At 43.3% G+C, this 14,039-nt stretch carries 13 protein-coding genes; 12 read left to right on the top strand and 1 reads right to left on the bottom strand.

What is annotated here, in order from left to right; all coding sequences use genetic code 11:
* Positions 1-75: 75 nt before the first annotated feature.
* The 5 genes from BN3282_RS11620 to BN3282_RS11640 all read left to right on the top strand — a co-directional run bounded on the left by BN3282_RS11620 (position 76) and on the right by BN3282_RS11640 (position 6,543).
* Positions 76-1,086, top strand: coding sequence for a GGGtGRT protein (locus tag BN3282_RS11620; protein ID WP_059069367.1), 1,011 nt, complete (start codon positions 76-78; stop codon positions 1,084-1,086).
* A 632-nt stretch (positions 1,087-1,718) separates the two neighbouring features.
* A complete protein-coding gene (hypB, locus tag BN3282_RS11625) occupies positions 1,719-2,399 on the top strand; it encodes a hydrogenase nickel incorporation protein HypB (RefSeq protein WP_059069369.1) in 681 nt (226 codons plus the stop codon).
* Entirely contained in the window at positions 2,396-5,104 is a 2,709-nt protein-coding gene (locus BN3282_RS11630; protein ID WP_059069370.1) for an FAD-dependent oxidoreductase, read from the top strand. The genes hypB and BN3282_RS11630 overlap by 4 nt, the downstream gene beginning before the upstream one ends.
* Position 5,105: 1 nt before the next feature.
* Complete coding sequence (locus BN3282_RS11635) at positions 5,106-5,450, top strand: hydrogenase maturation nickel metallochaperone HypA (protein WP_059069373.1); 345 nt, start codon at positions 5,106-5,108, stop codon at positions 5,448-5,450.
* A gap of 46 nt (positions 5,451-5,496) precedes the next feature.
* Complete coding sequence (locus BN3282_RS11640) at positions 5,497-6,543, top strand: DUF5692 family protein (protein WP_059069374.1); 1,047 nt, start codon at positions 5,497-5,499, stop codon at positions 6,541-6,543.
* Between the two features lie 92 nt (positions 6,544-6,635).
* Here the strand turns inward: BN3282_RS11640 and BN3282_RS11645 are convergent, their stop codons facing one another.
* A complete protein-coding gene (locus BN3282_RS11645) occupies positions 6,636-7,343 on the bottom strand; it encodes a FadR/GntR family transcriptional regulator (RefSeq protein WP_059069376.1) in 708 nt (235 codons plus the stop codon).
* A 184-nt stretch (positions 7,344-7,527) separates the two neighbouring features.
* Here BN3282_RS11645 and BN3282_RS11650 point away from each other — a divergent pair, with 184 nt between their 5' ends.
* The 7 genes from BN3282_RS11650 (at position 7,528) to BN3282_RS11680 (ending at position 13,936) form a co-directional block, all read left to right on the top strand.
* Positions 7,528-8,421, top strand: a complete 894-nt coding sequence (locus BN3282_RS11650; protein WP_059069378.1) for a tyrosine-type recombinase/integrase — start codon at positions 7,528-7,530, stop codon at positions 8,419-8,421.
* Positions 8,422-8,543: 122 nt separating this feature from the next.
* The gene (locus BN3282_RS11655; RefSeq protein ID WP_059070433.1) at positions 8,544-10,181 is read left to right on the top strand and encodes an ABC transporter substrate-binding protein; all 1,638 of its coding nucleotides are present in this window, start codon (positions 8,544-8,546) and stop codon (positions 10,179-10,181) included.
* Between the two features lie 47 nt (positions 10,182-10,228).
* On the top strand, positions 10,229-11,179 hold the full coding sequence (locus tag BN3282_RS11660) for an ABC transporter permease (protein WP_082667536.1): 951 nt from the start codon (positions 10,229-10,231) through the stop codon (positions 11,177-11,179).
* Positions 11,176-11,991, top strand: coding sequence for an ABC transporter permease (locus tag BN3282_RS11665; protein ID WP_059069381.1), 816 nt, complete (start codon positions 11,176-11,178; stop codon positions 11,989-11,991). Before BN3282_RS11660 ends, BN3282_RS11665 begins: the two co-directional genes overlap by 4 nt.
* 1 nt (position 11,992) lies before the next feature.
* Positions 11,993-12,949: an ABC transporter ATP-binding protein gene (locus BN3282_RS11670; protein ID WP_059069382.1), complete on the top strand. Its 957-nt coding sequence runs from the start codon at positions 11,993-11,995 to the stop codon at positions 12,947-12,949.
* Positions 12,946-13,665, top strand: a complete 720-nt coding sequence (locus BN3282_RS11675) for an ABC transporter ATP-binding protein (RefSeq protein ID WP_082667537.1) — start codon at positions 12,946-12,948, stop codon at positions 13,663-13,665. The genes BN3282_RS11670 and BN3282_RS11675 overlap by 4 nt, the downstream gene beginning before the upstream one ends.
* Complete coding sequence (locus BN3282_RS11680; RefSeq protein ID WP_059069383.1) at positions 13,610-13,936, top strand: cupin domain-containing protein; 327 nt, start codon at positions 13,610-13,612, stop codon at positions 13,934-13,936. Before BN3282_RS11675 ends, BN3282_RS11680 begins: the two co-directional genes overlap by 56 nt.
* Positions 13,937-14,039 lie beyond the last annotated feature (103 nt).

Below are 14,039 nucleotides of genomic sequence, written 5' to 3' on the forward strand. Positions count from 1 at the left end.
GACAGCGGCGACATGTATTGCACGTAAGCATGGAAAATACACATGCTAAGTGTTCATAACGAGGAGGACAAGTAAATGGCTTTATTTGAATCATATGAAAGAAGAATTGATAAAATCAATGAAGTATTGAACAGTTACGGCATTGCTTCTCTGGAGGAAGCGGAGAAGATCACAAAAGATGCTGGACTGGATGTTTACAATCAGATCAAAGGGATTCAGCCGATCTGTTTTGAAAACGCATGCTGGGCATATATCGTAGGCGCTGCGATTGCGATCAAGAAAGGCTGTACAAGAGCAGCAGACGCAGCAGCAGCTATTGGTGAAGGACTGCAGGCATTCTGTATTCCTGGCTCTGTTGCAGATCAGAGAAAAGTAGGTCTGGGACATGGAAATCTTGGAAAAATGCTTTTGGAAGAAGAAACAGACTGTTTCGCATTCCTGGCAGGGCATGAATCCTTTGCGGCAGCAGAAGGTGCGATCGGTATCGCAGAGAAGGCGAATAAAGTACGTAAGAAACCACTTCGTGTTATCCTGAATGGTCTTGGCAAAGATGCCGCAAAGATCATTTCCAGAATCAATGGTTTTACTTATGTACAGACAGAATATGATTATTATACAGGAGATCTTAAAGAAGTATCCAGAACGGCTTATTCAGACGGACTTCGTTCCAAAGTAAACTGCTATGGAGCAAATGATGTCCGTGAAGGCGTAGCAATCATGTGGAAAGAGGGCGTGGATGTTTCTATTACAGGAAATTCAACAAATCCGACACGTTTCCAGCATCCGGTTGCAGGAACATATAAGAAAGAATGTATTGAAGCAGGAAAGAAATATTTCTCCGTTGCATCCGGCGGTGGTACAGGACGTACACTGCATCCGGACAACATGGCTGCTGGTCCGGCTTCCTATGGTATGACAGATACTTTAGGACGTATGCATTCTGATGCGCAGTTCGCAGGCTCTTCTTCCGTACCGGCTCACGTAGAGATGATGGGTCTGATCGGAGCAGGAAACAATCCGATGGTTGGTATGACTGTTGCAGTAGCTGTAAGTATCGAGGAAGCAGCAAAAGAAGGTAAATTCTAAGAAACAGCGTAAAATAAAGAGTTTTAAGAGCAGTAAGGAGTGGTTCGATGTATGGAAATACAGACCACTCCTACATTACGTCTACACTAAGTCTACACCCACAAGTCTACATCTAAAAACACAGATTACATTCTATTTTATTTTTTCTATTTCATTTCTAAGCCAATTAAGAGCCCGTTCAGGTAGTTAATTTGTTGTATAATGTTGAAATATGTTGGAGATAACAGCGATACCGGATACCTTATAGGTGTATTACCATCCCAATTATCAAGATATTTTTAAGTAAACGAACTCGAAAATTGCCAGTTTGTGGAATGCGAAAATCTATATGAAAGACAGAAAAACATCGTAGTAATACGGTGTTTTTTATTTCCAACAGAGGTGTTGTATCATACGCTACCCAATTTTTTGACACGAAAAGTATGAAGAGATAGTATCGGTTTACAATAAATGGAATTGGTTATACCAGATACCAAAATTGTTTATTTTGTAATATTACTTATAAAAGTTTAATATTCAATATAATTGCACAATATTTATCTGTATAATTGACATAATTTATACGGAATAGTATAATGATAAAAAAGTAACAAAATCTGGTATGACCAATTATGAAGAGGAGGGATGAGAAAATGGAAGAATTTAGAGTCCTGGAGATCAAACAGAGTGTTTTTGCGGATAATGACAGACGGGCGGAAGAAGTCAGAAATACATTAAAAGAAGAAAAAGTATTTCTTTTGAATTTGATGGCGTCGCCGGGCGCCGGTAAAACAACGACACTGCTCCGTACGATCGAACAATTGAAAGAAAAGATGCGTATCGGTATTATGGAGGCAGATATAGATTCAGATGTAGATGCTCAGGCAGTTGCTAGTATGGGGGTCAGAACAATCCAGCTGCATACGGGAGGTATGTGTCATCTGGATGCAGATATGACAATGCAGGGGTTAGAGGGACTTACAACGAAGGAAACGGATCTGGTGATTTTGGAAAATGTGGGAAATCTGGTTTGTCCTGCGGAGTTTGACACCGGAGCGATAAAAAACGTGATGATCTTAAGTGTACCAGAAGGCGACGATAAACCGTTAAAGTATCCGCTTATGTTTTCTGTCTGTGATGTAGTGCTGATCAATAAGACGGATGTGATGCCGTATTTTGATTTTGATATGGAAAAATGTAAGGAAAATATCAGGATGAGAAACCCGGAGGCAGAGATTATTCCCATTTCTGCAAAGACGAAAGAGGGAATAGATAAATGGTGTGAATGGCTTGAAAGAGAAGTAAGAATGTTTCAGGAGGGAGCAGAGGGATGAGTGAAGAACGGACACTGATTTTGAAATTAGGGCAGAAGATTACGGACCGGATCGGACATAAGGTGACGGTAGAGGATCCGGAATATTGGGGACTTGCCAGTGTAGTGACAGACGAGATGGCAGAAGTGGCGCTGAAGATGAAAGTCCGTAAGCCTATGACTTTCCGGCAATTATTGAAGGCAACAAAAAAAGAGGAAAAAGAGCTAGAAAAACTGCTGCATGAAATGTGTGTTGTGGGACTTTTGGAATATAATTGGGAAAATCCGGCACATGAAAAGCAGTATGTACTGCCTATGTTTGTGCCGGGAAGCGCAGAGTTTACCAATATGAATAAAGAGCAGCTGGAAAAGCATCCGGAATTGGGCCGTTTCTTTGAGCGTATGTCTCGTCTGCCGCTTGAAAAAGTAACGCCTATGGTGCCGCCGGGCGGAGCCGGGATCGGTATGCATGTTATTCCCGTGGAAAAGGCGATCGAGATGGAAAATCAGTCTGTGGATATTGAGCATATTTCACACTGGCTGAAAAAGTATGAAGGAAAATATGCTGCAAGCCCCTGTTCCTGTAGAATGTCCCGCCAGACATTTGATGAAGGATGCGCCGATGATCCGGCGGACTGGTGCATTGCTGTAGGCGATATGGCGGATTATGTGGTAGAGACGAATAAGGGCGGCCGCTACATTACATATGACGAGGTAATGGAAATCTTAAAAAGGGCAGAAGACAATGGCTTTGTACATCAGATCACCAATATTGACGGAGAAAACAAGATATTTGCCATCTGTAATTGTAACGTGAATGTATGTTATGCACTGCGGACCTCGCAGCTTTTTAATACGCCAAATCTTTCTCGTTCTGCTTATGTGGCACGGGTAACGGCAGAGGATTGTGTGGCATGCGGACGCTGTGTGGAATATTGTCCGGCGGGAGCGGTCAAGTTGGGGCAGAAGCTGTGCACAAAGGATGGACCTGTGATTTACCCGAAACAGGAATTGCCGGATCGCGTGAAATGGGGACCGGAAAAATGGGATGAAGACTACCGGGACAACAACCGGATCAACTGTTACGATACCGGAACAGCTCCCTGCAAGACAGCCTGTCCTGCGCACATTGCCGTGCAGGGCTATTTGAAAATGGCTGCCCAAGGAAGATATACAGATGCACTCGCATTGATCAAAAAGGAAAATCCATTTCCGGCGGTATGCGGGCATGTTTGTAATCGAAGGTGCGAGGATGCCTGTACAAGAGGTACGGTGGATGAAGCGGTGGCGATCGACGAAGTGAAGAAATTCATCGCAAGAAAAGACCTGGATGAAAAAGAACGCTATATCCCTCCTATCGTACCGCCTACAACAGGAAGGTTGTTTACGGAGAAGATCGCGATCATTGGAGCAGGACCTGCGGGATTAAGCTGTGCATTTTATTTGGCCGAAAAAGGATATAAACCGACTGTGTTTGAGAAAAATCAACGTCCCGGCGGTATGTTGGTATATGGAATACCATCTTTTAAATTAGAGAAAGATGTCGTAGAGGCAGAGATCGATGTGATACGTAAGATGGGTGTGGAGATCCGCTGCGGTGTAGAAGTTGGCAGAGACGTCACGTTAGAAGAACTTAGAAAACAGGGATATAAGGCGTTTTATATCGCTGTCGGCTGTCAGGGTGGCCGTATGGCCGGGATACCGGGTGAAGATGCAGAAGGTGTCATGACGGCAGTGGATTTCCTGAAAACAGTTGCAGAACAGCCAATGGAAGTCAAAGGCAGAACGGTTGTCATTGGAGGCGGCAATGTAGCGGTGGATGTGGCGAGGACCAGTGTCCGCTGTGGTTCTGACCAGGTGCAAATGTTTAGCCTGGAGAGCAAAGAAGAAATGCCGGCGTCTGACGAGGAAATAGGTGAAGCAAAAGAAGACGGTGTGGAAGTAAACTGTGGATGGGGACCGAAAGAGATTTTGCAGGAAAACGGAAAAGTCTGTGGGATCGTTTTAAAAAGATGTGTTTCTGTGTTTGATGAGAATGGGCGCTTTGCACCTACATATGATGAAAAGGAAACGATCACAGTGAAATGTGAGCATGTATTTTTGAGTATCGGACAGAGTATCGTCTGGGGAGATCTTCTGAAAGATTCCAAAGTAGAACTGGGAAGAGGAAATAAAGTGATAGCTGATGAACTTACCTATCAGACTGCAGAATCGGATATTTTTGTGGGCGGCGATGTCTATACGGGACCTAAATTTGCCATTGACGCGATCGCTGCAGGAAAAGAAGGAGCAGTTTCTATCCATCGTTTTGTACAGCCTAACAGCAGTCTGACGATAGGAAGAAACCGCAGAAAATTCAAGGAACTGGATAAAGAAAATATTCTTTTGGATACTTATGATACTTCTTCCAGGCAGATACCCGGAAAAGACACAGATACCGACAGCAGACATTCTTTTAGAGATATACGGAAAACATTTACGGAAGAGCAGGTGAAAGCAGAGACTGCAAGATGTTTAAGCTGTGGCGCATCGGTTGTAGACGAAAATAAATGTATCGGCTGCGGAGTCTGTACGACAAAATGTGAATTTGATGCGATTCATCTGTACAGAGAGCATCCAGAGTGCAGTAAGATGTACAAGGCAGAAGATAAGATGAAAGCAATCCTGCCTTATATGCTGAAGCGAGAAGTAAAGATCAGGTTCGGCAGGAAAGATAAGGAAAAATAAAATGCATGAGTTGGGAATCGTATTTCATATTATGGACAGTCTGGAGAAGATCGGCAAGGAAAATCAATTAAGTGAGATCGCAAATGTGACATTGGAGATTGGCGAGGTGTCAGGGGTCGTAGATGCCTATTTAAAAGATTGCTGGAAATGGGCAGTTCGAAAGTCCGATTTATTAAAAAAGGCGGAACTTATTACAGAGACAATAGAAGCGGTGACTTTCTGCGAAGACTGCGGCAGTACATACAGTACTGTGAAATATGGTAAGATCTGCCCATACTGTCAGAGTGGGCATACGTATCTGGCAGTGGGAAATGAGTTTAATATCAAGGAAATAGAAGCCCGCTAAAAGCAAGAAAACGGGCATGAGAGCAAAAAAGAAGGAGGAATGAAAGATGTTATTTCAGATTTATGGGGATAATGCAGGCTGGCAGTTTTTAGGCTGGCTGTTGGTGTTTGCGGGATTGATCTTGGCAAATGAAATTGCCAGACGCACAAAAGCAGGTGGAATCTTCTGTTTTTTGATCTTGCCGGCGGCTTTGACGATATATTTCATCGCGATTTATGTGGGCGCGGCAGGAGGAGCAGAGTGGGCGCTGAATAATCCTACGTATACGCATATGAACAGTTGGTTCCATTATGCAAAATTATATGCGGCTACAGCGGGATGTATCGGATTTATGATGCTGAAATATAAATGGAGCATAGGGAAAAAGGAGTGGTTTAAAATCTTTCCTTTTTTGATCGTAGCAATCAATATTCTAATTGCGGTAGCCAGCGATTTTGAGTCGGGGATCCGAGGCGCTATGGCGCTTGCAGAACATGGGGACCGTTGGTGGCTTTCCTCAGAAAATGTATGGCTTTACGGCGGATGGTGGAACTGGGTAAATGGAATTGCAGGTATCTTAAATATTTTATGTATGACTGGCTGGTGGGGAATCTATTCTTCAAAAGATAAAAAGGATATGCTGTGGCCGGATATGACATTCTGCTTTATTATTGCCTATGATCTGTGGAATTTTGAATACACGTATAACAATCTACCTACGCATGCGTGGTATTGTGGGCTTGCGCTTCTTCTGGCGCCAACCTTTGCCAATGCCTTGTGGAATAAAGGCGGCTGGATCCAAAACCGTGCGAATACGCTGGCGTTATGGTGTATGTTTGCCCAGGTATTTCCATTGTTCCAGGACAACAGTAAATTTACGACAATCTCTTCTGTATATACGGATGGTGTGATGGATGCCGCTGTAAGACCGACATCTGCGGATCCGACTATGCAGGGAATCATCGCGATCCTTGCCCTTGCGGCAAATGTGATCGTTCTGGCGGTGATCATCAAACGGGCGAAAGAGCAGAGAAAGAATCCATATAAAAATGAAATATTTACAGATCAAAGAGACTTTAAGCTGGCGATAGCAAGAGCTGAAGAAATGAAATAAATACAGGTAAGTTTGCCGGAGTAGATATACTAAAAACTGCCGCATCTAAGAGTAAAAAATTAGATGCGGCAGTCTGTATTTAGAAAACAAGTTTAGTCATAATAGATTTTCCAGTTTCCATCAATGCATTGCTGCATAGATTGTTCGATCCAGTTGACTGCGCCTTCTGTATCCCGATCACGTATATAGGTCCACATCGTAAGATTACTTTCATAGAGTGTTTCTATACCGTATAGATCACAGAATCGTTCCCACATAGTAAATACTGGGGCGCGGAAAGACTGAAATATCAAAGGGATGAGCGTATTTTTGGAGAGAAGGGCAAATTCATGCTGGAAGTCAAAGGCATACTGGATTGCTTCAGATACTGTTTGGGAAGTGCGGATATGTTCTACAATCTGAAACAGACTTTGCACTTCTTCATCCGTGATCCGATCAATGCACAGTCTTGCAGCCAGCGTATCCAGGGCAGTGCGGACTTCAAAAATGGAACGTATTTCCTCATTGCGGATCTTTCCGCCATTATATTTCATAATAGACATCAATGTATCAAGCGTTCCTTTTCTGCGATAATCTGCCACGTAAGTTCCACTTCTTGGTTTTACGATAAGAAACCCTTTCTTTTCAAGATCCGTTATACCGCTGTTCACAACGGCACGGCTGACCTGCATCATTTCTGAGAGTTGGCGTTCCGGTGGCAGTTTTTCTCCGATCTTCAACTTGCCGGAGAGTATCATATGCTCTAATTGTTCTATAAAAAGCTCTTTAAGAGAAGGGGAGCTGATCTTTTGAAATTCCATATAAAATCCTCGCTATATTTTCTTATTTATTTTTAACATTATAGCATATTTAAAAAGACAAAGGAGAGTAATTATAAAAGAAAAGCAAATAAGAGGTTGATAGAAAAACATAAAAATGTTATAGTATGAATAATATAAATAACATATAAAAAGAAATATAAACAAGGCTGGGAGGGCGCGGCTAATGATCCAAAACGTTCAAGAGGAATTTGTCAATATGAAAATATGGGATTTATTCTGTATGCACTTTAAAAGCCATACGACTTCTTTTTCCTATTGGTCAGATATACAAGAATTTTGTCGTTATACAAAAAAGCCTTTTGTAAAGACTGAGGCAGAAGATGTGGAATCCTATTTTTCGTTCCTGAAAAAAAATATAAAAGAAAGGAAGATCAGCGCGCTTACTGCCACGAAAAAATTCCGGGAACTACATTCATTTGCAGTATTTACAGAAGAAAAGGATGAGACGGCAAACGAGACATTCCAAGATTACTTTTATCCATATTTAAAAGAGATGGCTAAAGAAGAGAAATTTGCCCGATTTGTTCCTGTAGAGCATATGGATGCATTGTTGGACGCGGCAAGAGAAGACAGAATGGCATATACAATCTTGACACTTTTGTACCGGGCGGGACTTTCTTCCAGTGAGATTATTTCTTTAAACGGGGAAGAAGATTTTTTAATATATGAGGACGGTGTCTATTCGCTGCTGCAGGGGAGGGAAGACCCCTGTTATATTCCAGAGGATGCGTGGGAGATCCTGGCAATATATATGGAGGGCAGAGAACGATGCCAGAGTCTTTTTTATAACCGAAGCAAGCGCAGACTGAACAGCATGTATATAAGTCGTATGATGAAAAAGTATACACAGTTGGCAGGACTCCCGTCTTATAGTGCGCAGGATGTGCGAAATACTTGCGCATACAATTTGTTTGCGTATGGCGCAACGAAAGAACAGACGGCAGATCAGATGGGGCGTACCACGCAGCAGATCCATCGTTATCGAGGGATAGGATACAGAGAAAATCTGAAGAAGAAGGCAAACAGCCTTGTAAAATTGAGAGTAGAAAAACCCTAAATCTTCCTTCAGTCATATCGATACAGCCGTATACGTATCCCCACCCAGGGCTTGTACATATCTATACAGATGATACAATAGAAACAACAGGAAACAGATAAAAATATCTTATGGAAGAATATATGTACATAGAAAGGCAGGAAGACAGAGTGAAAAGAAGGAACCTGGTCACAGCCTGCATTCTCGCAGCCTCCATGATGTTGACAGGATGTGCAGGAGAAAAAAAAGCAGATACGGCCAAGCAGGCAAAAGAAACGAGAGAAGAAAATGAGGTTATTGTAACCATGCCCGTTACATCAGAACCGGAAGCTGGATTCGATCCTGCTTCTGGCTGGGGAGCCGGTGAGCATGTGCATGAGCCTTTGATACAGAGCACGCTTACGGTGACAACAGAAGAATTGGAAGTGGAAAATGATCTGGCAGAGGGATATTCTGTCAGTGAGGATGGACTGATCTGGACTGTGGACATTAAACAAGATGTGTTTTTTACAGATGGGGAGCCACTGACAGCAGGGGATGTTGCCTTTACCTATAATGTATGCAAAGAGAAAAGCAGTGTCAATGATTTTACTATGCTCAACAGGGCAGAAGCAGTGGATGAGGATACAGTCAGATTTTATATGAATACGCCGTATTCGATCTGGCCTTATACGATGGCAACGGTAGGGATCGTACCAGAGCATGCCTATGATGAAACTTATGGGGAGAATCCCATTGGCTCAGGACGCTATATCCTAAAACAGTGGGATAAAGGACAACAGGTGATTTTAGAGGCAAACCCAGAGTATTATGGCAGCGAAGTTAAGATAAAAAAAGTCACCATACTCTTTATGGAAGAGGATGCTTCTCTTGCGGCGGCAATGAGCGGGCAGGTAGACGTTGCATATACCTCTGCTTCCTATGCAGAACAGGAAGTAGAAGGATATGGACTACTGGAAGTTGAAACGGTGGATAATAGAGGATTTAATCTTCCGGCAGTACCAGCTTATGAAGATGACGGGATGAAAAAGGGAAATGATGTGACAAGTGATGCGGCGATCAGAAAGGCGATCAATATAGGAATCGACAGAGAAGAAATGATTACAAACGTATTAAACGGATATGGCACACCTGCCTATAGTGTATGTGACAAGCTTCCTTGGTATAATGAAGCATCGCAGGTAGAGTATGATCCGGAGAAAGCAAAAGAAATACTGGAAGAAGCAGGTTGGGAGGAAGGCAAGGATGGTATACGGGAAAAAGATGGCGTAAAAGCGGAATTCACATTGCTGTTCAGTCATGATGATTCTGTCAGGCAGGCACTTGCAGAAGATACGGCGAATCAATTAAAAGAAATAGGTATTGCTGTAGAAACAGAAAGCGTGGGGTGGGATACCGCTTATGACAGGGCGCAGACAGATGCACTGGTCTGGGGATGGGGAGCTCACACCCCGATGGAGGTATATAACATTTACCACACCGTGCCTGGAGAAAAATATGCACAGTATTCTCCTTATGCCAATATGGCTGTGGATACGTATATGGAAGAAGCCTTGAAAGCAGACACGTTGGAAGAGTCTTATGAATTGTGGAAACAGGCACAGTGGGATGGAAAGACAGGTATTGTACAGGAGGGAGATATTCCTTGGATATGGCTGTGCAATGCAGAACATCTCTATTTCGTACGGGATGGTCTGCAGGTGGCAGAGCAGAAGATCCATCCACATGGACATGGGTGGTCGATCGTAAATAATGTAGATCAATGGGAATGGAATGAGTAAAAGTGGCAAGGGAAATCGTTTGTTTGGTCGTAAAGAAATGTATAAGAATGCTTTTATTGTTGGCGGCAGTTAGTATTGCCGCCTTTGCGCTTGTAAGTGCTTCTCCTGTGGATCCTTTGCAGGCAAATGTGGGACAGGCTGCAATGGGAAGTATGAGCCGAGAGCAGATTGAAAAGCTGCAGTCTTATTGGGGGACGGATATGAAACCAGCAGAACGTTATGTGAATTGGGCAGGTGATATGCTTAGAGGTGATATGGGGACATCTTTGCTGTATAGAAGACCCGTGACAAAAGTAATTGCAGAAAAGCTGTCGAATTCTTTTTTACTCCTTCTGATCTCCTGGACATTTTCCGGAATGATCGGTCTTGTACTCGGTATATTAGCGGGAAGTTATCGTGATTCCTGGCTGGATAAGGTTGTAAGACGATATTGTCTTCTGATTTCCAGCACACCTGTATTTTGGCTGGCGCTTTTACTGCTTTTGATCTTTGCCGTCTGGCTGCAAATACTTCCGGTAGGTTTTAGCGTACCGATCGGAATGGCAGCTTCGGATGTGACACTTAAGGAGCGCGTCCTGCATGCCATCCTTCCGGCATTGACCTTAAGTATTACCGGGATCGCAAATATAGCCCTCCATACAAGAGAGAAAATGGCAGAGGTGATGGAAAGCGAGTATATGCTTTTTGCCATGGCACGGGGAGAAAAGAAAAAGAGCCGTATTCTGCGACATGGTTTGAGGAACATGCTGTTTCCGGCATTAACGCTGCAATTTGCTTCTGTCAGTGAGATCATCGGCGGTTCTGTTCTGGTAGAACAAGTATTTTCTTATCCCGGACTTGGGCAGGCGGCAGTGACTGCTGGGACAGGAAGCGATGTTCCTCTTTTACTCGGTATTACACTCGTAACTGCCGCGATTGTTTTTATCGGGAACCTGATCGCGGATATACTCTATCCACTGATAGACCCCCGCATGAGGAGAAGGGGGAGAACAAGATGAATCTAAGAAAAAAAACAGCATTTACAGTTAGTCTCTGTCTTGTTTTTTTAGCTGCAGTTGCAATATTGGGGGGCGCACTAAGAGAAACTGCGTTTTTGACAGATTTTACAAGGAAGAATCAGGCGCCTTCTTTTTCTTGCCTATTTGGAACAGACTGGATGGGGAGGGATATGTGGGCGCGGACATTGGCAGGGCTTTCTTTAAGTATATGTATAGGGACAGTGTCTGCCGCAGTCAGTGCTTGTATTGCGTTATTTCTTGGGATTGCGGCGGCAATCATGGGGAGAGCAGTGGACAGTGTGATTTCCTTTCTTATTGATATGATCATGGGAATCCCACATATTTTGCTTTTGCTTCTTGTCTCCTTTGCTTTTGGTAAGGGTTTCAAAGGAGTTGTGCTTGCGGTTGCTCTGACGCATTGGCCTTCTTTGGCGCGTGTGATCAGAGGGGAAGTATTACAGATCAAGGAAAGCCAGTATGTGCAGATTTCTTTAAAACTTGGACACGGAAAGCTTAAAACAGCGGTGCGGCATATATTGCCCCAGCTCATACCACAATTTTTAACAGGGTTGATCTTACTGTTTCCCCATGCTATATTGCATGAAGCAAGTATTACATTTTTGGGTTTTGGACTTTCTGCGAAGGAGCCTGCCATTGGGGTGATCTTATCAGAAAGTATGCAGTATTTGATAACAGGAAAATGGTGGTTGGCTTTATTTCCGGGGATGATGCTTGTATGCACTGTATTTTTATTTGATCGCATGGGAAATTCTGTCAAGCGCCTGCAAGATCCGAAAGGAGCCAGAGAGTAGAATGTGTGAAGTGAAACAGCCGATAGTAGAAATACAACATTTATCTGTGACATTTCGGCAGTATGCAGAAGCATTTTCGCAGCAGTGGGTATCTGCGATCAATGATCTGAGTGTAGAGGTGCATGCCGGAGAGATTGTAGCAGTTGTTGGATCAAGTGGTTCTGGGAAAAGTCTTCTTGCACATGCAATACTAGGAATATTACCGGAGAATTCCCAAAAAGAAGGAACCATCTGTTTCGACGGAGAATGTCTGACTGAGGAAAAGACAGAACAGTACAGAGGAAAGAAAATTGCTCTGGTGCCGCAGAATGTCACATATCTGGATCCTCTTATGAAAGTAGGAAGACAGGTGCGAGGTCAGAAGAACAGTCCCGAACGAAAAGATATGCAAAGAAAATTATTTTTAAAATATGGACTTCCAGAAGAAGTGGAAGACTTTTATCCACATGAATGTTCAGGCGGGATGTTGAGAAGGATCCTTTTGTGTACCGCATTGATCGAACGGCCTCGTCTTTTGATCGCAGACGAACCGACAACAGGGGTAGAGCAGGCACTTGCTGTGCAGGCTATGCAGGATTTCAGAGCATTTGCAAAGGAAGGAAATGGCGTGCTTTTCATCACGCATGATTTAGATATGGCGGTTAAGACAGCGGATCGGATCGTCGTTTTTTATGCGGGAACGACGCTGGAAGAGGCAAATGCCCGTGATTTTAAAGAAGAAAAACTGCGCCATCCTTATACACGGGCACTATGGCAGGCATTGCCCGGCAATGCTTTTGTATCTGTGCCCGGCAGACAGCCTTTGGCTGCTTCTGTAGGAGAAGGTTGTGTCTATCGGTCTCGTTGTCCATTTGCAGATGCAAAATGTGAAGGAAAGATTCCCTTTAGATCGATAGATGGCGGTAAGGTGCGGTGTGTGAAAAACCTAGGATATAACGAAAGGAGTACGCTTGCATGAGTCTAAATGCAGAGCATATCACATTTTCTTATAAAGAAAATCAAACAGCAAGAAAAACAATCATAAGGGACATCAGTCTGGAAATCAGAGAAGGAGAGCGAATTGGTATCCAGGCGCCTAGCGGAACAGGAAAGACGACACTGATGAAAATTTTGAGCGGTTATTTAAAACCAGATAGTGGTCAGATATTCATTGACGGAGAACCAATAGGCAAACAGAAGTATTGCCCGGTGCAAATGATCTGGCAGCATCCGGAAATGTGTGTAAATCCACGGTTGAAAATGAAATCTGTTTTAGCAGAAGGGGATAGGATAGAAAGACAAGTGATCGAGAAACTAGGTATCGAGGATACATGGTTGGAACGCTTTCCCCAGGAACTTTCTGGCGGAGAACTCCAGCGTTTTTGTATTGCAAGAGCACTGGGACAGAGGACCAAATATCTGGTGGCAGACGAAATCAGCACAATGATGGATGCAGTGACACAGTGCCAGATATGGGAGTTTCTGCTGAATGAATGCAGCAAAAGAAAGATTGGGATACTGGCGGCGAGCCACAGCAGAGAACTGCTGGACAGAGTATGTACAAAGGTGATAAAATTAGAGACGGTCGAAAATAAATATTCCAGCATTTGGAAAAATAAAGAGAAAAGAGGGCTCAGACATGAAAATAGAAAGAGTAGAAAATATGTGCGGCGGAGAGGGGCATGTGATCATTAAACGTCTGTTGGGAGATAAGGAATTAAATGGAAAATGCAAGATGTATGCAGAAGTTACATTGGAACATGGATGCAGTCTTGGATATCATGAACATCACCAGAATAGCGAGACATATTATATTTTGTCGGGAGAAGGTGAATATAATGACAATGGCAGCATTCGCAGCGTAAAACCGGGCGATGTGACCTATACTCCAGATGGAAAAGGACATGCACTCAAAAATATAGGGATAGAACCATTAAAATTCATGGCGCTGATCATCAATGAATAGAATATAGACTTACATTCTTTCGAGCGCTTCCGCAGTGCCAGCTCAATTCCTCTTATGTTTCATTTTGCTATCGGCGATCGCCGAATAAAAAGAAACAGATCGT

The organism is Mediterraneibacter massiliensis, assembly GCF_001487105.1.
Lineage (GTDB): Bacteria > Bacillota > Clostridia > Lachnospirales > Lachnospiraceae > Mediterraneibacter > Mediterraneibacter massiliensis.

Bases quoted from the DNA above. Each gene is read 5' to 3' on its own strand.
- BN3282_RS11620 (WP_059069367.1), top strand. From the start codon at position 76: ATGGCTTTATTTGAATCATATGAAAGAAGAATTGATAAAATCAATGAA.
- hypB (WP_059069369.1), top strand. From the start codon at position 1,719: ATGGAAGAATTTAGAGTCCTGGAGATCAAACAGAGTGTTTTTGCGGAT.
- BN3282_RS11630 (WP_059069370.1), top strand. From the start codon at position 2,396: ATGAGTGAAGAACGGACACTGATTTTGAAATTAGGGCAGAAGATTACG.
- BN3282_RS11635 (WP_059069373.1), top strand. From the start codon at position 5,106: ATGCATGAGTTGGGAATCGTATTTCATATTATGGACAGTCTGGAGAAG.
- BN3282_RS11640 (WP_059069374.1), top strand. From the start codon at position 5,497: ATGTTATTTCAGATTTATGGGGATAATGCAGGCTGGCAGTTTTTAGGC.
- BN3282_RS11645 (WP_059069376.1), bottom strand. From the start codon at position 7,343: ATGGAATTTCAAAAGATCAGCTCCCCTTCTCTTAAAGAGCTTTTTATA.
- BN3282_RS11650 (WP_059069378.1), top strand. From the start codon at position 7,528: ATGATCCAAAACGTTCAAGAGGAATTTGTCAATATGAAAATATGGGAT.
- BN3282_RS11655 (WP_059070433.1), top strand. From the start codon at position 8,544: ATGTACATAGAAAGGCAGGAAGACAGAGTGAAAAGAAGGAACCTGGTC.
- BN3282_RS11660 (WP_082667536.1), top strand. From the start codon at position 10,229: ATGCTTTTATTGTTGGCGGCAGTTAGTATTGCCGCCTTTGCGCTTGTA.
- BN3282_RS11665 (WP_059069381.1), top strand. From the start codon at position 11,176: ATGAATCTAAGAAAAAAAACAGCATTTACAGTTAGTCTCTGTCTTGTT.
- BN3282_RS11670 (WP_059069382.1), top strand. From the start codon at position 11,993: ATGTGTGAAGTGAAACAGCCGATAGTAGAAATACAACATTTATCTGTG.
- BN3282_RS11675 (WP_082667537.1), top strand. From the start codon at position 12,946: ATGAGTCTAAATGCAGAGCATATCACATTTTCTTATAAAGAAAATCAA.
- BN3282_RS11680 (WP_059069383.1), top strand. From the start codon at position 13,610: ATGAAAATAGAAAGAGTAGAAAATATGTGCGGCGGAGAGGGGCATGTG.